The 24,696-nt window shown below is 62.2% G+C and carries 16 protein-coding genes; 7 read left to right on the forward strand and 9 right to left on the reverse strand.

From position 1 onward, the window contains the following. Nucleotides 1-212: 212 nt before the first annotated feature. A complete protein-coding gene (locus DDF78_RS03430; RefSeq protein WP_152580388.1) occupies nucleotides 213-2,516 on the reverse strand; it encodes a peptidase in 2,304 nt (767 codons plus the stop codon). Nucleotides 2,517-3,080: 564 nt separating this feature from the next. Here DDF78_RS03430 and DDF78_RS03435 point away from each other — a divergent pair. From DDF78_RS03435 to DDF78_RS03445, 3 genes are all read left to right on the forward strand, one after another. Next, nucleotides 3,081-5,186, forward strand: coding sequence for a maltotransferase domain-containing protein (locus DDF78_RS03435; protein WP_237564537.1), 2,106 nt, complete (start codon nucleotides 3,081-3,083; stop codon nucleotides 5,184-5,186). 199 nt (nucleotides 5,187-5,385) lie between these two features. Continuing rightward, the gene (locus tag DDF78_RS03440; protein WP_152580390.1) at nucleotides 5,386-5,877 is read left to right on the forward strand and encodes an inorganic diphosphatase; all 492 of its coding nucleotides are present in this window, start codon (nucleotides 5,386-5,388) and stop codon (nucleotides 5,875-5,877) included. 653 nt (nucleotides 5,878-6,530) lie between these two features. Further along, nucleotides 6,531-7,097, forward strand: coding sequence for a manganese efflux pump MntP (locus tag DDF78_RS03445; RefSeq protein ID WP_152580391.1), 567 nt, complete (start codon nucleotides 6,531-6,533; stop codon nucleotides 7,095-7,097). A gap of 323 nt (nucleotides 7,098-7,420) precedes the next feature. Here DDF78_RS03445 and DDF78_RS03450 read toward each other — a convergent pair whose 3' ends face one another. Next, a complete protein-coding gene (locus DDF78_RS03450) occupies nucleotides 7,421-8,248 on the reverse strand; it encodes a hypothetical protein (RefSeq protein WP_152580392.1) in 828 nt (275 codons plus the stop codon). A gap of 254 nt (nucleotides 8,249-8,502) precedes the next feature. Here DDF78_RS03450 and DDF78_RS03455 point away from each other — a divergent pair, with 254 nt between their 5' ends. The 4 genes from DDF78_RS03455 (at nucleotide 8,503) to valS (ending at nucleotide 14,572) form a co-directional block, all read left to right on the forward strand. Then, nucleotides 8,503-9,375 (forward strand): winged helix-turn-helix transcriptional regulator, encoded by an 873-nt coding sequence (locus DDF78_RS03455; RefSeq protein WP_152580393.1) that lies wholly within the window; start codon nucleotides 8,503-8,505, stop codon nucleotides 9,373-9,375. A gap of 12 nt (nucleotides 9,376-9,387) precedes the next feature. After that, complete coding sequence (nth, locus tag DDF78_RS03460; RefSeq protein WP_152580394.1) at nucleotides 9,388-10,050, forward strand: endonuclease III; 663 nt, start codon at nucleotides 9,388-9,390, stop codon at nucleotides 10,048-10,050. Nucleotides 10,051-10,193: 143 nt separating this feature from the next. After that, nucleotides 10,194-11,738, forward strand: coding sequence for an ABC transporter substrate-binding protein (locus DDF78_RS03465; protein WP_152580395.1), 1,545 nt, complete (start codon nucleotides 10,194-10,196; stop codon nucleotides 11,736-11,738). Between the two features lie 41 nt (nucleotides 11,739-11,779). Next, complete coding sequence (gene valS, locus DDF78_RS03470; RefSeq protein ID WP_152580396.1) at nucleotides 11,780-14,572, forward strand: valine--tRNA ligase; 2,793 nt, start codon at nucleotides 11,780-11,782, stop codon at nucleotides 14,570-14,572. A 245-nt stretch (nucleotides 14,573-14,817) separates the two neighbouring features. On the opposite strand, the gene DDF78_RS03475 is transcribed toward valS, so the two are convergent. The 7 genes from DDF78_RS03475 to gatA form a co-directional block, all read right to left on the reverse strand. Continuing rightward, nucleotides 14,818-15,222, reverse strand: coding sequence for a chorismate mutase (locus DDF78_RS03475; protein WP_152580397.1), 405 nt, complete (start codon nucleotides 15,220-15,222; stop codon nucleotides 14,818-14,820). Nucleotides 15,223-15,366: 144 nt separating this feature from the next. Then, complete coding sequence (gene rho, locus DDF78_RS03480; protein ID WP_152580398.1) at nucleotides 15,367-17,463, reverse strand: transcription termination factor Rho; 2,097 nt, start codon at nucleotides 17,461-17,463, stop codon at nucleotides 15,367-15,369. A 358-nt stretch (nucleotides 17,464-17,821) separates the two neighbouring features. Next, the gene (locus DDF78_RS03485; RefSeq protein WP_152580399.1) at nucleotides 17,822-19,486 is read right to left on the reverse strand and encodes an NAD(P)/FAD-dependent oxidoreductase; all 1,665 of its coding nucleotides are present in this window, start codon (nucleotides 19,484-19,486) and stop codon (nucleotides 17,822-17,824) included. Nucleotides 19,487-19,734: 248 nt separating this feature from the next. Beyond that, nucleotides 19,735-20,049 (reverse strand): DUF2469 domain-containing protein, encoded by a 315-nt coding sequence (locus tag DDF78_RS03490; RefSeq protein ID WP_152580400.1) that lies wholly within the window; start codon nucleotides 20,047-20,049, stop codon nucleotides 19,735-19,737. Further along, nucleotides 20,046-21,257 (reverse strand): GNAT family N-acetyltransferase, encoded by a 1,212-nt coding sequence (locus DDF78_RS03495; protein ID WP_152580401.1) that lies wholly within the window; start codon nucleotides 21,255-21,257, stop codon nucleotides 20,046-20,048. The genes DDF78_RS03490 and DDF78_RS03495 overlap by 4 nt, the downstream gene beginning before the upstream one ends. A gap of 376 nt (nucleotides 21,258-21,633) precedes the next feature. Further along, nucleotides 21,634-23,133 carry an Asp-tRNA(Asn)/Glu-tRNA(Gln) amidotransferase subunit GatB gene (gatB, locus tag DDF78_RS03500; protein ID WP_152580402.1) on the reverse strand — a complete coding sequence of 500 codons (1,500 nt, stop codon included), beginning with the start codon at nucleotides 23,131-23,133 and terminating at the stop codon, nucleotides 21,634-21,636. Nucleotides 23,134-23,154: 21 nt separating this feature from the next. After that, nucleotides 23,155-24,696 (reverse strand): Asp-tRNA(Asn)/Glu-tRNA(Gln) amidotransferase subunit GatA, encoded by a 1,542-nt coding sequence (gatA, locus tag DDF78_RS03505; RefSeq protein WP_152580403.1) that lies wholly within the window; start codon nucleotides 24,694-24,696, stop codon nucleotides 23,155-23,157.

Here is a 24,696-nt window from a genome sequence, read left to right on the forward strand (position 1 = left end):
AGAGCCACCGACCAAGAAACACTGAGTAAGAAACACTGAGTAGTGATCGGGCTGGCACCGCAACTCCATAGTTGTTGCCGTGCCAGCCTAATCACTGCGAGAGCCTTTCTCCTCATGCATTTTTATGCACTTTCGCACTCGCCCCGCACTCACTCGCACTCGTTCCGCGCGCTTTCATGCACTCGCACTCGCACACATCCTCACATGCTGTTTCACATGCGTCGGCGAATCGCTGCGACCATAAGCAGAGCGACGAGTGCTGCGACGATGCCGACTCCGGCGAATGCCACCACCGAGGAACCCGTCTTAGCCAAGGCGGCAGGCCGGTCGGCGGCCGGCTTATCAGGAGCTGGATTGCCGGGACCGGGACTTGGATTCGGCTGGTTCGGGGCTGGCTGCGTCGGCTTGCTGTCCTCAACGACCTCCACCACCTCTCCCTCGGCACCGAGTTCATGCGTGGCGAGCACATCGCCCTTCGGCGAGAATACCGTGGCCTTCCAGTACACGAATCCGGGCTTTGCTGAGCGCACCTGACTGCTAGGCACCTTCTGGTCGCCTGACGTATGGTTCAGCTTCACGCGGTCGCCGTCGAGCAGCTTGGCATTCGCTCCGGGTTTGACTCTTTTGGCTACGGCCTCGTACGCGCCGAATTCGACGTATGACCCTTCCTTCACATCGCCGACGACCCGCGCGACATCCCTGAACGGCTCATTGACCTTGACCTTGTCGTGATCGACCTGAGTGGTGATCACCGGTGCCTTGGGATGCGCGAATTCCTCGACGCGCGTGCGCTCCCAGGCATCGTCGTACGCGCTTGCCGCCGGCATGACGCGGTCGTCGCCTGCAAACTGCCAGACGAACACGTACCAGCCGTGGGCTTCGCCGCGGATGTTCACCGGCTTGCCATGAGCGTCAGGTACCCCGGCACCGATACGGAAGGTGCCGTTGGCAGCCGCGTAGTTCCACGTGCCTATGCGCCGGTGATGCTCGTCTTCCTTGGGCACGTCTGCTGTGCTGGGGCGGTACTGCTCATCATTGGCGGCGTCATTCGCATCGCCCGACCACCACACGCTCACCTGCACATGCGCGCGGTCCGGCCCGAAGCCGAATGCCTTGCTGCCTGCGAACGACCCGTGATCGTCCGGGAAGCCGGAGACGGTTATGGTGTCGCTGAGCTCGGATCCCACGCTTGCGCTGTGTTCGGTCACGCTGGACCGCACGCTGAGCCTGGCTCGATGCGCGTTGGTTTCCGCTACTTCCAGGAACGGCATGACAGCGTCGGCAAGAACATACTCGCGCGCCTGCTCGCTCAGTGTCCCGCGCTCGAAGGCCCATACCCAGGTGCCGAATCCTCCGGCGGCTGGGGCCTTGTACGCTTCGGAACCACCAGGCTTCGTCGTGGCCTTCACCTTCACCATCTGACCAGGCCCGGTAAAGCTCGCAGCTCCGTACGCTGAGGGCTTGTGGCCCGCTTGCGCCAACCGCTTGAGGAACGCCGCCGCGCTTTCGCCTGGCTGCACGGATGCGCCTTCATTCAGCGCGCCGGGTGACAGCTTGTCGAAGTACCAGCCAGTCGCCGCCAGCTTGAGACCTTGCGGCCAGTGGCTGTCTGCGCCGCGCACTCCGGAAGTCACCTCATCGACCACGCTCTGGCCCGCGTCGACTATTTTCGCGGACACGCGAGTATCCAGCGAAGGCGTGAAATCCTTGCGAACCGTGAACGATATGGCACTACCACGCACCTGCTTCATTCCACCGAAGCGCACGAAGTCCTGTCCGCTGACGATATGCTCAAGCGTTGGACGATCATAGGATATGGACGCCGTCACCTCGCCTGCGCCAGTCGCCTGCCAGCTATGCGCGATTGCCTGCGCGCCGGAGACGCCGCTGATGGAGTTCTTTCCGTTCTGGAAGCGCGCCGGGCCGTCGAGCATAACCGTATAGGGCACTCCGGCAATGGGCGAGCCCGCGGCATTCGTGACAATCGCCTCCACAACGCCTTGGCGCAGCCCTTGCGCGTAGCGCTGCGTGATCTTCGCGCCGGAGGACGCATGCGCTGCGGCTTCGCGCCACAATGCATCGGCGCGTTCGAGGATGCCGGCATGCGTGCGAACGATGCTCTCGCGGTGAGGTGCCCAGAGCGCCTGATTCAGGTCATAGTGATCATGCGCAAGCACGGCGATCGCGGCATAGGTGAGCTGATCGGTGCCGCCTCGGTAATGGTCTATGAGCCAGGCCAGCCGTCGCGCGTCATCAGTGGAGGCAATTTCACGCACCTCGTCGATCTGATAGGAGGCGAGCGAGCCTGTTTCGATGCAGTAATAATCAGTGTCGTCATCCTGAGCGATCACCCCGAGGCGCAGAGCTTTGCCATCGACTGTGTATACGAGATAACGGCTGTTGTCCGGCCTGCGCAAATCGGCAGCCCGCGCGACCGTAGGCAAGCAGACTGCCATCAGGACCGCCGCCAGCGCGACGACGATGGCCGTCAACCGGCTTCGTAGCATTGCGTTCATGATCTTTCCTTTCGTTGGCACGCAACGTCATAGTGTGCGTGATAACGAGCCTGTCATAGCTGGGCATCCCCGCGCATCCTGAAACGGGTACTGTGGTCGAAGGCTTGGGGTCTCGGCGTGTTGTGGATAACTCACCTGTGGATAACTCACCTGTGGATAACTGCGGTGTGGATAACTTCGCTGCAGACATCTACCAGCATCTGCCGGCACCCAGCGCACGCGACGAGCGCAAACAATGCCTTCACAACAGCGCCCTTAACCGGTACGACACCACTGATCACCGCGTTATCAACACGGCAAAGCCGCCGACATGCGGTCATAGAAACACATCCTGCGCCGCACGCACCTTACAATGGCATTATGGCTACACACCACACAAGCAAAGAAGCACCATCCAAACGCCACGATTCCGCCGGCACCGCCGCCGCAACGGCTTCGGCAGGCGCGTCCGCCAAGCAGGACGCCGCGTCTGTCACCAAGCCGCCGGTCCCGCCCAAAGTGCACCGTGCACGGCATTCGAAAGCCGCAGGATCGCGTCATTCCGCCGCCTCGACGCAGTCGCGCATGCCACGAATCCACCTGCAGCCAGGCGAAGAGGCCCCAGCCCCCACCCTGCCGGCCGATTCGCCCGAGCAGCTTGGTCGCGTCGCAGTGCTCGACATCACGCCGAGCCGTGAAAACGATGTGTTCCCGGTGCGCGTCGAACTCGGCGAGACCTTCTCCGTCACCGCGCAGGTCTTCATCGAAGGCCGCAGCAAAATCGGCGCAACGGCCGTGCTGCGCAACCCGCGCGGCCGCGAGATGCTGCGCATGCCGATGGCCTGCGTCAACCCCGGGCTGGACCGCTGGGCCGTGACGCTCAAGGCCGGCGAGCACAGCACCGTGAAGCCCTGGGACGAGGAATGGCCCGCGCTGCGCCGCCAGCTCGGCGATTGGAGTCTGATCGTCGAAGGCTGGGAGGACACCTACGCCTCCTGGCTGCACGACGCACGCATCAAGGTCGATGTCCATGACGATGTGGAGAACGCTCTCGACTCGGGCGCGAATCTGCTCAGCCGCTGGGCAGACAGGCACGATGCAGGACTGTCGGCAAGCGAGCGCCGGACGCTGCGCGAAGCTGCCGAGCGCATCGCCGACCATAGCCTGAACGGGCACGAACGGCTTGCCGCCGCCGACAACGAGGCCATTGAGCGCCTGCACGTCGAGCATCCGCTGCGCGATGCCATCTCGCCCAGCCATCCCAAGACGGTCCATGTCGAGCGGCCGAAATCGAGCTTCACGGCCTGGTACCAGTTCTTCCCCCGTTCCGAAGGCGCGACCCGCGACCCTCAGACCGGCAAGATCACCCCTGGCACTTTGCGCACCTCGGTGAGCGGGCTCGAACGCGCCGCCGCGCAGGGCTTCGACGTGGTCTATTTGCCGCCAATCTTCCCCATCGGCGTCACCAACCGCAAGGGCCGCAACAACAGCCTGGTCGCCGGCCCTGAAGACCCCGGCTCCCCCTTCGGCATCGGCTCCGAGCTGGGCGGCCACGACACCGTCGACCCGCAGCTGGGCACCATGGACGACTTCAAGGCGCTGTGCGCCCGCGCCCATGAGCTGAATCTGGAGATTGCGCTCGACTTCGCGCTGCAATGCTCGCCGGACCACCCGTGGGTCAAGGAGCACCCAGACTGGTTCCGCCACAAGCCCGACGGCACCATCGCCTTTGCCGAGAACCCGCCGAAGAAATACCAGGACATCTATCCCATCGATTTCAACGCGGACATGCCCGGCATCGAGCGCAAGGTCGAACGGCTCATGGACCTGTGGATCGAGGCGGGCGTCACCATATTCCGCATCGACAACCCGCACACCAAGCCGGTGCGCTTCTGGCAGGACGTGATCGCCGCCGTCACGCGCAAACACCCCGAAGTGCTTTTCCTCGCCGAGGCCTTCACCCGCCCTGGCATGATGCGCGCGCTGAGCTACGTCGGCTTCACGCAGTCGCACTGCTACTTCCCCTGGCGCAACGAAAAGTGGAATCTGGACGATTACCTGCTCGAAACCAACAGCGATGAGGCCTTCTACCAGCACAACACCTTCTGGCCCACCACGCCCGATATCCTCACCGATTACATCCGCGACAACGGCATCGCCGGGCATGCGATCCGCGCGGTGCTGGCGGCCATGGGCTCGCCGTCCTGGGGCATCTACAACGGCTACGAGCTTATCGAGAACCGGCAGCGCCCCGGCTACGAGGAGCAGCAGGACAACGAGAAGTACGAGGTCAAGGTGCGCGATTGGAGCCAGGCCGGGCAGTACGGCATCGGCGAGCTGCTCGCATCGCTCAACCGCATCCGGCGAGCGCACCCCGCCTGCCGCAGCTACCACGACCTGAATCTGCTGCCCTGCGAGGATGAGAGCATCATCGCCTTCATCCGCCATGTGCCGGCCGAACTCACCGGCACCGGCAAGCCGGACACGGTGATCGTGGTCGTCAATCTCGACGCGCATAACAGCCATCAGGCCGTGGTGCATCTCGAACTGGGCGACTACGGGCTGCCCACCGATCGCGCGGTCAGGCTCCGAGACGAGCTCACCGGACGCGAATTCGACTGGGGCTGGGACAATTTCGTGTCCCTCGCGCCGTGGGCGGATGTCGCGCATATCCTCAGCGTTGAATACTGAGCGCAGCATACCGAAGATGCCGACCGGCTGACCTGCTATCCGCACCACACAAGGCGGCACTCGCCTTCGCGTGGTGCGGGTACGCTAGGCCAGGTAAGGCATTGAAAGCTTGGCGCTTGCGCTGGGCTGCTCAAGACCATAATCAACCGAATACGGCCTGCGACGAAAGCAGGCCGAAGATCATAAGGAGAAACGAATAATGGCAGAGACATTCAACGTAGTCGTCGAGATTCCTCGCGGCTCCAAGAACAAGTACGAAGTCGACCATGAGACCGGTCGCGTATTCCTCGACCGCACGCTGTTCACCGCGATGGGCTACCCGGACGACTACGGCTACATCGACAACACGCTGGGCGAAGATGGCGATCCGCTTGACGCGCTCGTGATGATCCCGAACTCCGTGTTCCCCGGCTGCGTGGTCGAGTGCCGCGCCGTGGGCCTGTACCACATGGTCGACGAGGCCGGCGGCGACGACAAGGTGCTGTGTGTGCCCGCCGACGTGCGCTTCGACGACATCAAGGACATCGATGACGTCAACGACTTCCACAAAGCCGAGATCAAGCACTTCTTCGAGCAGTACAAGGCGCTGGAACCGGGCAAGGAAGTACAGCCCGGCGACTACTGGGCCGGCATCGACGAGGCCGACAAGCAGATCAAGGCCGCACGCGAGCGCCTGACGGCACAGGCCTGATTTCGTGGAACGCTTGCCAAGGGCACTGGTAAAGGCCCGAGGCGTCAAAGTAAGAGTCCAGTGGACTCTTACTAGCCGAGGCTGAGCGTCCGCTAAGGACGCGAAGAGATAAATCGCAGCCGCAAAGAAAGCCACCCACTCGGGTGGCTTTCGCCGTATCTGCGGCTGTGTCTGCGGCTATGTGCAGCAGGCGAGCATGATTCGTCCGCACGCTTTCCTCGCCTCGAACATTCCCCAGCCGCCGAATCGCTATCCTAACGTCACAATTCCCGCATGATGACGGAACCTATGCGGGGCTTGTGTCATATGACTGGCCGTATACGTCACAACGCCCGCATAAGGGTCAAGTTAGTGCGGGAGTTGTGACGGTTCGTGGCTTGACGACTGGCCAAGGGTGAACTCCGTTGTTTCCTCGGGCCCTTGGTGGGCCCTCGGCGTCGGCTACTCACAGCGCACTGCGCTGTGAGTTTAACGCCTCCGCAATCCGGTGGTATAGTAGGATCTGTTAATTAAACGACATGCGGACAGCATTCGCTGTGAATTCAAAGCCGGCTTCAGACCGGCAGTTCTATGTCGGTATCCGAGGCGTAGGCTGTGAAAGCCGTCGAGGCCCATCGGCGGGAAACCGGCGATGAACCCTTTGAATACCACATATGATTATTCAACCATTGCTTATTGCTATTTCCGTATCTATGGATGCGTTCGCCGTCGCCGTCGGCAAAGGCCTTGCGGCAACCCGCATCCGCCCGCTTGACGCGCTGAAAACCGCACTGTGGTTCGGCGGGTTCCAGGCGCTGTTCCCCCTGCTGGGCTACATCGGAGCCTCCGCGCTGAACGACTACGTCGCATCCTTCGACCACTGGATTATCTTCAGCCTGCTCGCCCTGATCGGCGGCAACATGATCTACGAGGCGCTGCACGAAGACGAGGCCAATGCGCACGAAACCCCGCAGTTCGGCTGGCGCCACATGATGCCGCTGGCCATCGCGTGCAGCATCGACGCCTTCGCCGTCGGGGTGAGCTTCGCATTCATGCAGTTCAGCGTGCCCTTCGCCATCGGGGTCATCGGCATCGTGACGGCCGCGTTCACTGCCGCAGGCCTGTATCTTGGGCGTGTCGTGGGCCTGCGTTGGCAGAAGCCGGCGCAGATTGCCGGCGGCATCGTGCTGATTCTAATCGGCACCAACATACTGCTGGAACATCTAGGCATCATCGGCTGAGCGCTTAGCTGTGGCCGGTTGAACAACTGGCCTCGAATAGCCCCGGCTCACCTAGATTCGGCTCCGACCGGCCTTGAATCCAGCCATCAGCATCGAAAATCTCTCGATTGCGTTGCGTTTTGTACGGTAACACGCTGTTACCGTACAAAACGCAACGGTATTCAGTCGATTTCCGTCACCTTTTGTACGGTAGCCTCACAGTAGCGGTCGAAACGCAACGTTTGCGGCTTCGCAGACATCCGTTCAGCGGTTCAGGCGCGTTCAGCAGTTCAGCCTTCGTCAATCGCAATCACCCTCGCAAGTCACAATCGCACAGCCAGCAATCACACCATCGCCACCAGCGCGAAAGCATACGCAAACGCCGCCAGACCGAATATCAGCACCGGCATCAGCACGAAGCCGAGCCATGCCGCGCGCACGGAGGAGTTCAATCCCAGCTGCAGCTCACGCCACCAGCGGCATGAAACGATGGCCAGCGCCACCATCACGGCGACGACGATGAGCAGCCCGCCGAGCGCATACCAGGTGGAGCTTGACGAGGCGAACAGCGGAGCCGAAACATTGAGCGCATCCGCATCATGCAGGGCGCGCATGACCCGGGCGGTGACAACCCACGCGCCGGCGGCGACAGCAGTCACGCCACCGAGCACGAAGGAGGAGAGCGAGCGCACCAGCTCGGTACGTTGCTCGCGCAGCATCTGGCGCAGGAATCCGCCGATGATGAGCAGTGCCAGCAGCACCAGCGCAGTCGAGGCCCAATGCGAGATCGCGGTCCCCAGCAAGGCCAAGGCGCCATCCGCGGCGCAGGTGCCTGTGGACGATGCCTGCAACGAAGTCTCCGGGATGATAATGCATTCCCCGCTCGAGCCCAGGATATCGGCAGGAAGCGCCGCAGCAACTATCGAAGCCACGCCCACAATCGCAGCTACGACGCGCGCCACTGTGTCAGAGCGCAACGGCCAGGCGACGACGAAGGCCAGCAGCGCAGCCAACGCCAGCACAGTGACGACATTTTCACTAATCCCCCACAACCAGCCTGCGGCGCAAGCCAGCGCGAAAATCGCATAGGCGGCCAGTTGCACGACCATCATGACTGTAGCGGACGGCGCAGCGCTGCCCGGCCGGGAATCACCAGCGAAATCATCGCTCATAATCGTTCCTCTCTGTATGGCTCGTATGTATGGCCCGTATGGTCGGACCATCCGCCCATGTGCCGCAGCTGCGAGGCCATACGATATCATGGCGATATCAGGCGAATACCACGCTAAAGAATATGGTTCTCAATGTAGCCGCATGTGTCCACAACCTGCGCCTACAATACACAGCAGGCATGATGCGAGACCGTGGTCGTAACGACTGTGGCGATACTCTGTACTTCCAGAGAACCCGTGAAAGAGGAGGTTGCGTGACCGATCTTACGCTGATGACGTCCGCCGGCGATCCAGCTTCGGTGCTGCCTTCTCTTGCCCTGCTTTCCCACCGCGTGCGCGTGCTGCCAATGGACGCCGCGAGCCTGGTGAAGATGCCTGAGAACACGATTCTCTTCCTCGATGCCCGCGATGATCTCGCCACCGCGAAAACCCTGTGCCGCTTGGTGCAGGCCACGGGCCTGAGCACTCCTATCATGCTGATACTGACCGAGGGCGGCTTCACAGTCGTCAACTCGCAGTGGGGCGTGTCGGATGTGGTCGTGGCCAGCGCCTCGCCCGCCGAGGTCGAGGGGCGGCTGCGGCTGGTCTCCGAGCGCGGCAATCAGGTCATGGTACACACCGCTGGCAACGAAGAGGTGCCTGAGCAGGGCGAGGATGGGCAGATTCGCAGCGGCGATCTGATGGTGGACACCAACGGCTACACCGCCAGTCTGCACGGTCATCCGATCGACCTGGCATATAAGGAATTCGAGCTGCTCAAGTATCTCGTGCAGCATCCCAATCGGGTCTTCACCCGCGCCCAGCTGCTGCAGGAAGTGTGGGGCTACGACTATTACGGCGGCACGCGCACCGTCGACGTGCATATCCGGCGCCTGCGCGCCAAGCTGGGCGGCGAATACGAGCATCTGATCGGCACCGTACGCAACGTCGGCTACCGCTTCGACCCGCCGGAGGGCGAGAAGCCCGCAGCGGTCGAGGCCGCGCAAGAGGCCCAGGAAGCGCAGTCCGCGCAGAATATGCAGGACGCGCAGGATGCCGAAAGCACCCACGGCGTCGACGATATCGATGATGAAGCTGCAGGCCAGCCGGCTGCCGATTCGAACCCATCGCACGGCGCACAGCGCTGAGGGCGCGGCACTATGCCACGGGAATCAAAGCGCGCGCTGCATGCCAGAATGCAGGAGGAGTATGCGCTGCTATGCGAGGAGATACCCGAGCCGAAATGCGCGCTGGATTTCTCCACGCCGCTGCAGCTGCTCATCGCGACGGTGCTGAGCGCGCAGACCACCGATAAGCGCGTCAATACCGTCACGCCGATACTGTTCAGCGAGTATCCCAGCGCCGCCGAGCTCGCTGCGGCAAGCCCCGAGCGCGTCGAGGACATCATTCATCCGCTGGGCTTCTACCATTCAAAATCCGCGCATATCATTGCGCTGGCTGACCAGCTGCAGGAGCGCTTCGACGGCGTGGTGCCGCAGCGCATGGAGGAGTTGGTGACCTTGCCCGGCGTGGGCAGGAAAACCGCGAATGTGGTGCTGGGCAATGCCTTCGGCGTCCCCGGCTTCCCCGTCGACACGCATGTGATGCGCGTGACCGGCCGGCTGCGCTGGCGTTCGGACTGGCGCTCCACACACCCCGATCCGGTGCGCATCGAACGGGAGATCACCGCATGCTTCCCGCCCGAGGAATGGACCGATCTGTCTCACCGGCTGATACTGCACGGGCGCGCCATATGCCATGCCCGCAAGCCCGACTGCGCGAACTGCCCGCTGAATGCAACGTGCCCCAGCTCCGAGGTATGAGCATGCCGAGATATAACCGCGCTGAGATATAACCGTGCTGAGGGCCGAAGTATGACCGTGCTGCGCGTCGCCAGCACCGCAATCATGAATACACGATACGAACACGACAACTATGAACACGGCAACGAGGATGGATTCGCCATATGACACAGCAGACACAGCACCGCACGCACGACGCCGCCAAACGCTGGGGCGTTTTCGTGACCGTCGCCGCCGCACTGTTCGCGCTTGTCTGGCTCGCCTGGTCGGTGCTCAACCGGCCGAGCTTCCTTCCCGGCATCAACCCGCTGCAACGCAATACGACGGTGACGGTCGGCTTGCGTCAGGCGCCGGCCTCACTCGATATCCGCACGCAGGGCGGTCACGCCGTCGAGCAGGCGCTGCTCGGCAACGTCTATGAGACGCTGGTGCAGCGCAATCAGAGCAATCAGCTCGAACCGGGGCTTGCCAGCCAGTGGAAGGTCTCCAAGGACGCGCTGAGCTACACGCTCACGCTGCGCCCAAACCTGCGCTTCTCGAACGGGGATCGGCTTGACGCCGCCGACGTCGTGTGGTCGTTGCAGCAGGCAGTCAAGGGGCATTTCGTTGGCTCGGATGCGCTGAGCGGGCTGAAATCGGTTGAGAATCAAGGCTCCTCGACTATCGTCATCACCTTGGCGAATCCCAATCCCACGCTGCTGCGCGCGCTGTCCGGCAGGGCCGGCATCGTCTACGACGCGCAGGCCAATGTCGACTACTCGCGCGGCGCGGTCGGCTCGGGGCCCTTCATCATCTCCGGCTACCAGCCCGGGCAGTCCATCACCTTCAAGCGCAACGGAACTTATTCAGCCCAGCGGGCGGCGTCCTCGCAGGTGACGCTGCGCTACTACCCCGATGACGTCTCGCTGCTGTCGGCACTGCGCAACAACGACGTGAACATGGCGATACCCGACAATCCGAACCTGGATGCCAGCGCCACGGGAGACCCCAGCCTGAAAGTCGTCGATGGCATGAGCACATCGAAAGTGCTGCTCGCCTTCAACAACAGCGCCAACGCCATCTTCTCCGACCAGCAGGTGCGCCAGGCGACGCGCTACCTTGTCGACTCCGCCGCAATCGCGCACGCGCAGCCCGATGCCGCAGCGGCTTTGGGCGGCCCCATCAGCCAGCTTGAGCCGGGCTATGAGGACCTGACGGGCCTGTTCCCGCACGACAGCGCCAAGGCATCCTCAATGCTGTCGTATTTCAGCGCCTCGTATCTGGGCACGATGACCTTCCTCGTTCCGCAGCGCTATCAGGCGCTTGGCGAGACCATCACGCAGCAGCTGCAGGACAGCGGATACTTCCATGTGCAGATGCAGGTGGTCGATGACGCGACGCTGAACGATCGCATGGCCAAGGGCGATTACACGATGGCGCTGATGACGATGGACGAAACCGGTGACGCAAGCGCCTTCGCCAATGCCAATTCGGTGTTCCACTACGAAAACGGCGACGCCCAGCGCCAATATGCGGACGCTTTGCGCGCCACCAACGGCGACGACTACCGCAAGGCCACGCAGGCTTTCGCGCGTACGGTGAGCCAGGACGCAGCCAGCGACTGGCTGTACACGCGCAAGGATCGCATCGTCGCCAAGGCCAAGCTCGAAGGATATCCGAAGAACATGGTGGATCAGATATTGCCGCTGCAGAATCTGGCGATGAAGTAGCCATTTCAGTATGTCACCAAGGCTTTCTAGACTTGGACTTCATGACTGATCAGGACAAGAGCAACGCCACCGACGATGGCATCGATAATAGTATCGACGCGAAGCTGATCCCGCTTCCCGACAAAGTGGGGGTCGAGGGGCTTGAAGGCAAGTGGCGTTCGGTGTGGGACGAGACAGGCGTGTACCGTTTCCGCAATTCGCGCGACCGCAAAGCCGTCTACTCCATCGACACCCCGCCGCCCACCGTCTCCGGCTCGCTGCATGTGGGGCATGTGTTCTCCTACACGCATACCGACGTGATCGCGCGCTACAAGCGCATGCGCGGCTATGACGTGTTCTACCCGATGGGCTGGGACGACAACGGCCTGCCGACCGAACGGCGCGTGCAGAACTACTACGGCGTGCGCGTGGATACGTCGCTCAAGTACGATCCTGATTTCAAGCCGCCCTTCGAGGGCACGGATGGCAAGAAGATCAACGCCAAGGACCAGGTGCCGGTCAGCCGCCAGAACTTCATCGAGCTGTGCGAACAGCTCACCGGGCAGGACGAGAAGCTGTTCGAGGCGCTGTGGCGCTCGCTGGGCATGTCGGTGGATTGGAGCCAGACCTACCATACGATCGGCGAGCATCCGCGGCGCGTGGCGCAGAAGGCGTTCCTGCGCAATCTGGCGCGCGGTGAGGTCTATCAGAAGGACGCGCCGGGCCTGTGGGATGTGACCTTCCAGACCGCCGTGGCGCAGGCCGAATTGGAAAGCCGCGAATACCCCGGCTTCTACCATCGCATCGCCTTCCGCTTCGCCGACGGCACGCCGATCTACATCGAGACGACCCGCCCCGAACTGCTCGCCGCCTGCACTTCGCTGATCGCCAACCCCGAGGACGAGCGCTACAAGAAATATTTCGGACAGGAAGTCTATTCCCCGCTGTTCAAGGTCAAAGTGCCGGTGCTGGCGCATCCGGCCGCCGAAATGGACAAGGGCGCAGGCATCGCCATGTGCTGCACCTTCGGCGATATGACCGACGTCGAGTGGTGGCGCGAGCTCAAGCTGCCCACCCGGCCGATTATCCAGCGCAACGGTCGCATCGCAATGGGCACCCCGGAATGGATCACCGACGAAGGCGGGCGCGAGATCTTCGCGCAGACCGCCGGCAAGACCACGTTCTCGGCCCGCAAGATCATCGTGGACGCGCTGCGCGAATCCGGCGACTTGGACGGCGAACCGACACCGACCGATCGTATGACGAACTTCTACGAGAAGGGCGACAAGCCGCTCGAAATCGTCACCTCGCGCCAATGGTACCTGCGCAACGGCGGCACCGACGAGGCGCTTAACGCACAGCTGATCGAGCGCGGCAAGGAGCTGCAGTTCCATCCGGACTTCATGCGCGTGCGCTACGAGAACTGGGTGCACGGGTTGAACGGCGACTGGCTCATTTCGCGCCAGCGCTTCTTCGGCGTGCCGTTCCCGCTGTGGTACCCGGTCGACGCGAATGGTGAGGCCGACTACGCCCACCCGCTCACCCCTGCCGAAGACCAGCTGCCCATCGACCCGACCAGCGACGTGCCAGCCGGATACACGGAATCGCAGCGCGACCAGCCGAATGGCTTCGTGGCCGAGCAGGACATCATGGACACCTGGGCCACCTCCTCGCTCACCCCGCAGATCGTGACGCACTGGGCCGAGCCGGACGAGGCCAGCCAGGCGCTGTTCAAGGCGACCTTCCCCATGGACCTGCGCCCGCAGGGCCAGGACATCATCCGCACGTGGCTGTTCAGTTCCGTGGACCGCGCGCACTTGGAGAACAAGTGCCTGCCGTGGGCGCATACCGCGCTTTCCGGCTGGATTCTGGACCCCGACCACAAGAAGATGTCGAAGTCCAAGGGCAACGTCGTTGTGCCCAACGAGCCGATCGAGAAGTTCGGCGCGGACGCGGTGCGCTACTGGGCTGCCTCCGCACGCCTCGGCCTGGACGCCACCTACGACGAGGGCCAGATGAAGATCGGGCGGCGCCTGGCGATCAAGCTGCTCAACGCGACCAAGTTCGCGCTGGCGATCGGCCGCGAAGACGAGAATCACCATGTCGGCGAAGGCGGTTCGCAGGTGTGGAAGCCTTCGGACGTGACCGAGGCGCTGGATCGCTCGGTTATGGCCTCGCTCGCACAGGTCGTGCGCGAATCCGGGCAGGCGCTTGATTCCTACGAGCATTCCAAGGCTCTGGAAGCCATCGAGACCTTCTTCTGGCAGTTCTGCGATGACTATATCGAGCTGGCGAAGAACCGCGCGTATGGCACCGCTGACACGACCGGAAAGGTGCCAACGGAGGCCGCCGTACTGTCTGCACGCACGACGCTCGGTCTTGGTTTGGATGCCTTTGCACGGCTGCTCGCGCCGTACCTGCCCTACGCCACGGAAGAGGTGTGGTCGTGGATGCACGACGGTGCTGGCTCCGTGCATCGCGCCGCATGGCCGGACGCCGGGCTGTACGAGCAGGCGGCTGCCGGGGCTGGTACGGCTGATGCCGATACATCTGCCGCTGACACCTCCGCCGATATCTTGCTGTGGGCGGGCAAAGCGTTGGCCGAGCTGCGCGGTCTGAAATCACATGCCAAGGTCTCCATGAAGACTCCGATCCTCTCCGCCACGCTGCTGGTGCCCACTGCTGGCGTGCAGGCAGTGCAGGCGGCAATCGACGACATAGCAGAAGCCGGCCGCGTCACCGGGCCGCTGGATGTCCAAGCAGCCGAAGCCTCCGAAGGCGAGTCGAGCGAACCGACCGTAACCGTCGCCGCCAGCGAACTCGGCGAGCCTCCGGCCAAGAAGCCGAAGCGCTGAACGTAAGCCGGATACGACAAGCGGCCCGGGAGCCTGGTAAGGGCTTCCGGGCCGCTTGTCGTATGGCTGGCGTCCGCAGAACGTCGTCTTTTGTACGCTAACTCAGCCCTAGCGTGCAAAAGACGACGCAATCAGCCCTCATAACGTTACATTTTGTACGGCAGCATCGCGTTAGCGTGCAAAAGGCGACGGAATATAGGTTTATCTGCCTATACGCCGCGAATCGCGCATGAAGCACCGCAGAGTCACGCGAAGACGTCGAGCACTTGGGGGCCTCCCCCGGCGGCTGCGATGCGGGCGTGGCGCTTCTTGGTTTCGGTGACGACGAATTCTCGATACATTTCAGCGATGTCCGGATCCAGTCCAGCGTCCTCGGCAATGCGATGCAGACGCTGAATCTGATAGTCCTCGCGCTGGTAATCCGCTGGAGCGAACCCCGCTTCGGCCTTGAGCTGGCCCACTTGGGCCGTGGCCTTGAAACGCTCGGCAAGCAGCGCGATGGCCGCGCCGTCGATGTTGTCGATGGATTGGCGCAGCTGCGTGATGCGCGCGACTACCACCGCTACTTTCGGATTATGCTCGGCCTGCGCCGCATCGATGGTCGTGCTGCGCCAGTCGCCGTTCTCGCTATCGGTATCACTATCGGTCATACTTCACACAGTAGCGCACGGTTCAGTCGAGCAGTTTTCATCCATATTGCGTAGGTGCTGAATTTTCGGCTCACGATATGCCAAGGGCCGGATGGCATCTGCAATGCTATCCGGCCCCTAGCATCAGCGCTGAATTCAGCCTGTCTAGTTCAGCCCGCTCTGGTGCATGATCGCGGTGAGGAAGTCGCGGTTCGTAGCGGTTTTCTTCAGGCGCGGCACCAGCGTCTGGTAGGCCTGCTCGGGCTCAAGCCCGCCGAGCAGCCTGCGCAGGCGATAGATGACCGGCAGCTCGTCGCTGGCGGTGATGAGTTCCTCGCGGCGTGTGCCGGAGGCGTTGACATCGATGGCCGGGAAGAGGCGCTTGTCGGCCAGCTCGCGGCTCAGGCGCAGCTCCATGTTGCCGGTTCCCTTGAACTCTTCGAAGATGACTTCGTCCATCTTGGAGCCGGTTTCCACCAGCGCCGAGGAGATGATGGTGAGCGAACCGCCGTTTTCGATGTTGCGGGCCGCGCCAAAGAACTTCTTGGGCGGGTATAAGGCCTGCGCGTCGACGCCGCCGGACAGGATGCGTCCGGAGGCCGGTGCGGAAATGTTATAGGCGCGGGCCAGACGGGTCATGGAGTCGAGCAGCACGACCACATCCTGACCAAGCTCCACGAGACGCTTAGCGCGCTCGATAGCCAGCTCGGCGACCGTGGTGTGGTCCGAAGCCGGGCGATCGAAGGTCGAGGAGATGACCTCGCCCTGTACCGTGCGCTCCATGTCGGTGACCTCTTCGGGGCGCTCGTCCACGAGCACGACCATAAGATGCACTTCGGGATTGTTCGTCGCAATCGAATTGGCGATATTCTGCAAGGTGATGGTCTTGCCGGCCTTCGGCGGGGAGACGATCAGGCCACGCTGGCCCTTGCCAATCGGCGCGACGATGTCGACCAGGCGGCCAGTGAGCCTATTCGGCGTGGTCTCCTGCTTGAGCCGCTCCTGCGGATAGAGCGGCGTGAGCTTGGAGAAGTGCGGACGGCTTACGGAATCCTCGATGCTCATGCCGTTGATGGTGTCAATCGACTGCAGCGGCACGAATTTCTGCCGCTGGTTGCGCCGATCGCCTTCGCGAGGCGTGCGAATCGAACCTTGCACGGCATCGCCTTTGCGCAGGCCGTACTTCTTGACCTGACCCATCGAGACATAGACATCGTTGGGGCCGGGAAGATATCCGGAGGTGCGCACGAAGGCATAGGAATCGAGCACATCGACAATGCCTGCCACGGGCACGAGATCGTCCGACGCCTCCTCGCGGCGGTTGTCGCGGCGCTCATCGCGCTCGTCGCGGTTATTGGTATTGGCATTGTTGTTGCCATAATCCCGGTCGCGGCCGCGCATATGGCGCTGACGGCGATCGGAACCGTTGTTGCGATCATTGCGGTCGTTATGGTCATTGCGGTCGCTATGCTCGTTGCGCTCGTTGCGCTCATTACGATCGCTGCAGTCGCGGGTGCGCCGCACGAACTCACGCTCGTGTTCGTGCTCATGGGCGTCTTCCTTCGCACCCTCGCCCGCGTCCTCGTGGTCCTGCACGGGCAGCGAGGCGAGAATGTCATTCAGATCGCGCACAGCGTGCGGATCATGCTCCTCTTCCTGCTTCGTCGTACGATGACGGCGGCGGGGCTGATCGAGATCAGACTGCGCGGTATTGCGCTGCCTACGCTTGTCAGCGCCCTCGTTGCGTTTGGGTTCGGGAAGCGCAAGATCCAACTCATCAAGCAGATTCGCGCTCTCATCGCTCTTGCGAACGCGACGACGTATGCTACGAACATGATCCTGCGCAGGATGTTCGTCTTGCACCGGAGTCTGTGATGCGCCCTTCGATGCACTATCAACTGCCGACGATGCTGACGATTGCGCAGGCGATGCGGCAGGTGCCGCTGGAGCAAATGGGGTCAACGATGCCACAGCCTTCGCTGATTCATCCTCGCGGGCCTCAGCCTGCGCCTTCCCGGCGGCCGAATTGCCATTCCCTTGCGCATCCTGACTGTCGGATGCCTTCTTTGCAGCGGCGCTGCTCTTCGGTTTGCTGCCGCGCACCGTGACGCCCGCTGGCGCCTGCCCACCCGAACGAGCCGCCTGCAAAGTGGCGAGCAATTCGGGCTTACGCATCGTCGACGTGCCCCGAAGTCTCATTTGCTTGGCGAGCTCCTTGAGCTCAGGCAGCTTCATATCCTCAATATTCTGGCTTGTTGCCACTAGTGTTGCCTTTCCTTGGCTCCCGCCGACACACTGCCGGAGAGCTTTACGAAAAAGATGCGGTAAAAACCGCTATGAACGCTCAAGACCATCGCAACCGGCCGTTGAACTGAGGTTTACTGTACAACGTGGCGGCGACCAGCGCAAACAGGGCATCATTGCCCAATGCCATTTCGCCCTATACCACGCATTGAGGCGGGGCGAATATCGCATTGTTGAATATGCCAATGCAATACATCCGCCCCGCCTCATGCAGTCAATCAGTGCACTCAATCAGTGCACTCAATCGAAGCAGTCAATCAAAGCACCCAGTCGGCTAAGCTATCCGGTTGTTTCATCATCTGCCCCGGCTACTGCCTCACTTCTTCTCGTGATAGGACTTCTCGGTGTTCACCGACCACACGTTGCGCTTCGAGGTCTTGCCGGTCTGGATATTGCCGACGGCCTCGATGGCGCTGGCCATCGAATGATCCTGGTTGTTGTAGCGATGCTGTCCGTTGCGGCCCACGCAGTACAGGTTGCCGAAGGAATCGAGGTATTCGACCAGCTCGGGCATATGCTCGTAAGTGTCGAAGTAGGCTGGGTAGGCCTTCTTGACGCGCTCGCGATGCGAGTCGAGCACATCCGTCGGGCCGTTGATGAGCCGCATGCGGGTGAGCTCCTTGATGGCGAATTTGGTGGCTTCCTCGTCGCTCATATTCCAGAAGTCGTCGTTTTCCTGGCAGAAGTATTCGAGGCCGACCCACACGGTGTCGTCGACATCCTTGACCAGGTACGGGCTCCAATTGTTGAAGATCTGCACGCGGCCGACCTTGTAGCCCGGGTCCTGCACATAGATCCAGCAATCCGGCACGATCTGCGGGTCGCCGAGCGTGGGGATGTCGGTCGTGTTCTGGATGCGCAGGTGCTTGACGAGCAGACCGATGGTCACGAAGTCGCGGTACGGCAGGCCGTTGGCGACATGAATCATGTCTGCGGGGACTGCCTTGCCTTGGGTCTCCTTGGCGTCGGTTGCAGAAGCTTCAGCGGCCTCGGCGGCTTTCTTCGCAGCGACACCGTCAGCCGGTCCTTCGGCCAGCGCATTGATCAGGTCCTTGACCGGCATCGAGGAGATGAACTGATCGGCCTTGAGCTCGGTGCTTTTACCTTCGGAATTGACATAAACCACCGAAGCGATCTTGCCGTTCTGCTGGCGAATCTCGCTCACGCGCGCATCGGTGATGACCTTGGCACCGTTCTCGACGCACTGCGATTCCACGGTTTCCCACAGCTGGCCGGGGCCGAGCTTGGGGTACCAGAACTCTTCGATCAGGGAAGTCTCGACCTGGCTGCTGTCGCGCTTCTTCGGCATCATCTTGAGCACCGCGTTCTTGAGCACCGCAACCACGTCGAGGCCTTTGACGCGCTGCGCGCCCCAATCCGAGGAAATCTCCTTGGGCGGACGGCCCCAGACCTTCGTGGTGTAGCCCTCGAAGAACATCGAGTAAAGCTTGCGGCCGAAGCGGTTGATGTAGAAGTTCTCGAGATTGTCTTCCGGCAGCTTGCGGAACATCGAATTCAGGTAGCTGAACCCGACCTCCATCGTGAGCTTGAAGCCGAGCGCCTTGAGCAGCCCCGGGGTCAGCGAGATCGGGTAGTCGAGGAAATGATGGTTCCAGAAGATGCGCGAGACGCGGTGGCGCTTGAGCATGACCTTGTCGGTGAGTTCCGGATCCGGGCCACCGGGCTCCAAATCATGATGCCGGCCGAGCTTCTTGTCGTCGTAGGACGGCGCGCCCTGCAGCGGCAGAATGTTCTTCCACCAGTCCATGATCCGGTCGTCCTTGGAGAAGAAGCGGTGGCCGCCGATATCCATGCGGTTGCCGTTGTGCTTGACCGTGCGCGAGATGCCGCCGAATTCCTTCGTGGCTTCCAGCACCGTCACATCGTAGTGATCGGCGCCGCCGTCCTTGACGAATTCCCACGCGGCAGTAAGGCCGGCGGGTCCACCGCCGATGATCACGATGGATTCCTTCTGCGTCACATTGACCTCCTATAAGCAAATAAATCGTTCATACTCTACCCGATGCAGCTTGCCGTGCCGCCAAAACCGGCAAATATGCACGAATGCACCGCATCATGCGTGTGTTCTGTATATTGTGTTCTGTATATATCGTGGAGCCCTAGCTGAGCACTGCATGCCATGCGCCTAAGACCTATGCCCTAAGCCAGATGCAATGCCCAATCAAACCCACTACTCAGTCAAACCCACTACTCAGCTAAACCCTATGCTCAGTCAAGCGAATCGGGAATGTCGATATCCGATTTCTGGACTTCCTCCACGTTCACGTCCTTGAAGGTGACGATGCGCACGTTCTTGACGAAGCGCGAGGAGCGGTAGACGTCCCACACCCAGGCGTCAGTGAGCTGGACGTCGAAATAGACGTCCTGCCCGGCCGAACGCACGTTGAAATCAACCTTGTTCGCCAAGTAGAAGCGCCGTTCGGTCTCCACCACATAGGTGAAGAGCTTGATGACGTCGCGGTACTCCCTGTAGAGCGAAAGCTCGGCGTCGGTTTCGTAGTTGTCAAGATCCTCGGCGCTCATTGACTGCCTTCCTTGTCGTTCTTGCGGCTGCGTCCCAGGCTGCGCCACCAGGCCTGCTTGGACGATTTGCGCTCGGTCGAGGCAAAGGGCCAGCTGCCTTCCTGGGATGAGCCGTCATCCGTTCCCGGAATAGTATCGTGCGCCTCAGCGCTGCCCGCGTCGGCACCGCCTTGCTGCAGATTGCGCGCCAGCGATTCCAGCGCGGCGTCGCCGTCATCGCCTGCGTCGCCCAGCTCGGGCTCGCGAATCTGCGATTTCGGCTGGGATGGCGCCTGCGCTCGTGTCTGTGCGTCGTCACCGGCACGCCCGGCAGCATTGGCATCTCCGCTAGCTTCGCTGGAACTGCCGGGTTTGCCGCCGCGCGATTCTTGCGTAGCACTGTTTGCCGCAGCGCCGTCTGTCGCAACGCTACGCGCATGCTGTTCGATGGCAAGCGAATGCTCGCGGGCGCTCAGCGCCTCACGCACGCCGGGATTGTCCTCAATCACATGCATGCCGAAGGCGTCAAGCGACCTGATCGGGTCGTATTCGTCCACCAGCGTTTCCAGCACATGCTGGTCCTGATACTGGCCGTTTTCGGCATCCCACAGCGCATCGCGCGAGGTGCCGGCGAGCACGAAACCTAGGGACTGATAGACCCAGAGCGAGCGGGAGTTCTTCTCCGGCACCGAAACCCAGATCCGGTGCAGGCCGAGTCCGGCCGGCTGCGGCGCGAAACCGTAGGTCATCACGCGCGGCATCGCATCACGCGAGTAGCCGCGGCCGCGATAGTCCTTGCCCAGAATCACCTGGATGCGCGCCGAACGGGCCCAGCCATCGATGTCGATCAGGAAAATCATGCCGATGACAATGTCCTCAGCCTTGGCGGACTGATGCTCATCGTCACGCGGGGCATCCGAAAGCACCGCCCATGCGAGCGTGCGGCGGGATTCGGGGTCCCCCACCCCGGATTCGTCCGATGCCAGGCCTTGCGACCATGCAACCGAACGACGTACCCACGCGTGCACGGCGGCCCGCTCGGATTGGGAGTCCTTGCCGGTGATTCTGGATGCGCCGTGGAAGGCGTCCAGAGGGTCGAGAAGGTCCAGATCATCGAGTGTCGCCGGGCGCAGCCGCACCATTTCACCGCGGATGGGCGGGATGGCGATGCGCTCGGGCAGGCTCCTTGGCATCACTTCGTCCAAGGGAGGTTCAGCATTGTCTGACATTCGTTTTCATTCCTCACATCATCGCTTAATCGCTATAGCTGCTATCGTACTCGTCAGGCTGATGGAATCCAGAACGTGACCTGAATTACGCCAAGCGCGACCCGCTTCCCCCACACAGTGCGCACAACCTGAAATCGTACATTCGCCACGCAAACCATATCATTGGCGTGACATTTGTACTAGCTTCACCCTTTGCTAGTACGTTCGTCACGCAAACAGCCTGGTTTGCGTGACGAACGTACTAGTAGCAACGTCTGCCTTCGCGCCGACCAACGTGCAAACCACAAGGAACGGGCCCGTCTCGTTTGCTCCGATTCGCGCAGGAAACGGGGTAAACGGGCCGGACCCGTTATGCGAAATCGCGTACAGCGCGCACTCAGCCCTTGATCTTGCTCATGACGGCCTTGGTGACGGCTTTGGCGTCGGCCTGGCCGCGCGTGGCCTTCATTACGGCGCCGATGATGACACCCATAGGCTTCATGTTGCCGCTCTTGAGCTTCTCGACCACGTCCGGATTGGCTGCGAACGCTGCTTCCACGGCCGACTCGATCGCGCCAGTGTCCTCGACGATCTTGTAGCCGTGCTGCTTGACGACTTCGGCCGGAGTGCCTTCGCCCTTGAGCACGCCTTCGACGGTCTGCTTGGCGAGTTTGTCGTTGAGCTTGCCGGAGGCGACGAGCTTCTCGACCTCGGCCACATCGGCCGGGGTAATCGGCAGCTCCTCAAGCGACACGCTGCGCGCATTGGCTTCGCGGCTCAGCTCGCCGAGCCACCATTTGCGTGCACCGGCAGCCTTCGCTCCGGCCTTGACGGTCGACTCGATGAGATCGAGCGCATCGGCATTGAGCACATCGCGCATCTGCAGGTCGCTCAGGCCCCATTCCTTCTGCAAACGGTTGCGGCGAGCGCGCGGCATTTCGGGCATCTGGGTTTCGAGCTCGGCGATATGCTCCTTGGTGACGTGCACCATGACCAGATCGGGGTCCGGGAAGTAGCGGTAATCGTCAGCATCCGACTTGACGCGGCCGCCGGCGGTGGACTGCGAGGCCTCATCCCAGTGACGGGTCTCCTGCAGAATCTCCCCGCCGTCGCTCAGAATGGCGGCCTGACGGCGAATTTCGTACTGGATGGTTTTCTCGATGCCGCGGAAAGAGTTGACGTTCTTCGTCTCCGAGCGGGTGCCGAGCGGATCGTCAGGCGTGTTGCGCAGCGAGATATTGACGTCGGCGCGCATATTGCCCTGCTCCATGCGGGCGTGCGAGATGTTCAGCGCGCGCACGATGTCGCGGATGGCGCGAACGTAGGCCCCGGCGATTTCCGGCGCACGCTCGCCCGCGCCCTCGATGGGCTTGGTGACGATTTCGATAAGCGGCACGCCAGCGCGGTTGTAGTCGACCAGCGAGTGGTCAGCGCCTTCGATGCGGCCGTCGGCGCCGCCCACATGGGTGTTCTTGCCGGCATCGTCCTCGACGTGCGCGCGTTCGATCGGCACGCGGAACATCGTGCCATCCTCCAGCTCGACATCGAGATAGCCCTCGCCGTTCAGCGGCTTGTCGTACTGCGAGATCTGGTAGTCGCGCGGCATGTCAGGGTAGAAGTAGTTCTTGCGGGCGAACTGGCTCCACTCGGCGATATCGCAGTGCAGCGCCAGCCCGAGCTTGATCGCGTAGTCGATCGCGGTCTTGTTGACCACCGGCAGCGAGCCGGGCAGCCCCAGGCTCACCGGGGTGAGCTGTGTGTTCGGCTCTCCGCCGAACTCGATGTGCGCCGGGCAGAACAGCTTGGTGTTGGTGCTCAGCTCGACGTGCGTCTCCAGACCGATGACCGGGTCGAATTTGGCGACGGCATCGGCGTATTTCATCAGTTTTTCAGCCATGATTTCATTCCTTCCGATGCGTTACTTCGCGAGATTCTTCAGCCAGGAGGCGTTCATCGAGCGCCAAATCGGACCGTTCCAACGCTCTTCGAGCGCCGCTTCGAGCGCCGCCGCCGGCTTGTAGAGTAGGTCGTCGCGCTTCTGGGGCGCGATGAGCTGGAAGCCGACCGGCAGACCGTCGTCACTCAGGCCCGCCGGAATGCTCATGGCGGGGGTGCCGGCGAGGTTCGCGGGAATCGTCGCGATATCGTTCATATACATGGCCAGCGGATCGTCCATCTTCTCGCCGAGCTTGAACGCCGTGCTGGGCGAAGTCGGGGAGACGAGCACATCGACCTGCTCGAAGGCCTTGTTGAAATCCTCGATGACCAATGTGCGCACCTTCTGCGCCGAGCCGTACCATGCGTCGTAATACCCTGCGGACAGCGCGTAGGTGCCCAGGATGATGCGCCGCTTGACTTCGTCGCCGAAGCCGGCTTCGCGCGTGGCGGCCATCATATTAGCCGCCGTCTGGGGCACGCCGTCGGCCGGCATGACGCGTAGACCGTAGCGCATGCCGTCGTAACGGGCCAGATTCGAGCTGACCTCGGAAGGCATGATGATGTAGTACGCGCCGAGCGCATATTCCAAGCGCGGGCAGGAAACTTCGATGACTTCCGCACCCATGTCTTGCAGCAGCTGCACCGCCTCTTCGAAGCGGGCCTGCACGCCGGGCTGATAGCCGTCGCCGCCCAGCTCCTTGATCAGGCCGACTTTCACGCCGTGCAGATCGCGCTTCGCGCCTTCGCGCGCGGCAGCCGCCATCGGGGGCACGGGCATCGGAATCGATGTGGAATCGCGCTCGTCATAGCCGCCGATGACCTCTTGCAGCAGCGCCGAATCAAGCACGGTGCGCGCAACGGGGCCAATCTGGTCGAGCGAGCTGGCCATAGCGATGGCGCCGAAGCGCGACACGCCGCCGTACGTAGGCTTCACGCCTACGGTTCCGGTCAGCGAGCCGGGCTGGCGAATTGAGCCGCCAGTGTCGGTGCCCAGCGCGAGCGGCGCTTCGAAGGAAGCGACCGCCGAGGCCGAGCCACCGCCCGAGCCGCCGGGGACTCTCGTGGTATCCCACGGGTTGTGCGTGGGGCCGTACGCCGAGTGCTCGGTCGATGAACCCTGCGCGAATTCATCCAGATTCGTCTTGCCCAGCAGCGGCATGCCAGCCGCCTTGAGCTTTTCGATGACGGTCGCATCGTAGGGCGGCACCCAGCCTTCGAGAATCTTCGAAGCAGCCGTGGTGACGATGCCCTTGGTCACAATCATGTCCTTGATCGCGATCGGCACGCCGGCAAGCTCCGGCAGGCCCTCGGTCTCGCCCTTGGCATGCTTGGCGTCGAAGGCATCGGCCTGAGCCAGCGCCTCATCGCCGGAGACCTGCAGGAAGGCATTGATCTGCGGCTCGGCGGCTTCGATGACGGCCAGATGGGCCTCGACCAGTTCGCGGCTGGACGTATCGCCGGACTTGATTGCGGCTGCCTGCTCGGCGGCGGACAGCTGTACGAGTTGCGTGGTATCGCTCAT

This window comes from Bifidobacterium tibiigranuli, assembly GCF_009371885.1.
GTDB classification, from domain to species: Bacteria; Actinomycetota; Actinomycetes; order Actinomycetales; family Bifidobacteriaceae; genus Bifidobacterium; species Bifidobacterium tibiigranuli.

Bases quoted from the DNA above. Each gene is read 5' to 3' on its own strand.
- DDF78_RS03440 (WP_152580390.1), top strand. From the start codon at position 5,386: ATGGCAGAGACATTCAACGTAGTCGTCGAGATTCCTCGCGGCTCCAAG.
- gatA (WP_152580403.1), bottom strand. From the start codon at position 24,696: ATGAGCGATACCACGCAACTCGTACAGCTGTCCGCCGCCGAGCAGGCA.
- DDF78_RS03435 (WP_237564537.1), top strand. From the start codon at position 3,081: ATGCCACGAATCCACCTGCAGCCAGGCGAAGAGGCCCCAGCCCCCACC.
- DDF78_RS03495 (WP_152580401.1), bottom strand. From the start codon at position 21,257: ATGTCAGACAATGCTGAACCTCCCTTGGACGAAGTGATGCCAAGGAGC.
- DDF78_RS03445 (WP_152580391.1), top strand. From the start codon at position 6,531: ATGATTATTCAACCATTGCTTATTGCTATTTCCGTATCTATGGATGCG.
- DDF78_RS03430 (WP_152580388.1), bottom strand. From the start codon at position 2,516: ATGAACGCAATGCTACGAAGCCGGTTGACGGCCATCGTCGTCGCGCTG.
- valS (WP_152580396.1), top strand. From the start codon at position 11,780: ATGACTGATCAGGACAAGAGCAACGCCACCGACGATGGCATCGATAAT.
- gatB (WP_152580402.1), bottom strand. From the start codon at position 23,133: ATGGCTGAAAAACTGATGAAATACGCCGATGCCGTCGCCAAATTCGAC.
- DDF78_RS03465 (WP_152580395.1), top strand. From the start codon at position 10,194: ATGACACAGCAGACACAGCACCGCACGCACGACGCCGCCAAACGCTGG.
- DDF78_RS03475 (WP_152580397.1), bottom strand. From the start codon at position 15,222: ATGACCGATAGTGATACCGATAGCGAGAACGGCGACTGGCGCAGCACG.
- DDF78_RS03490 (WP_152580400.1), bottom strand. From the start codon at position 20,049: ATGAGCGCCGAGGATCTTGACAACTACGAAACCGACGCCGAGCTTTCG.
- nth (WP_152580394.1), top strand. From the start codon at position 9,388: ATGCCACGGGAATCAAAGCGCGCGCTGCATGCCAGAATGCAGGAGGAG.
- DDF78_RS03450 (WP_152580392.1), bottom strand. From the start codon at position 8,248: ATGAGCGATGATTTCGCTGGTGATTCCCGGCCGGGCAGCGCTGCGCCG.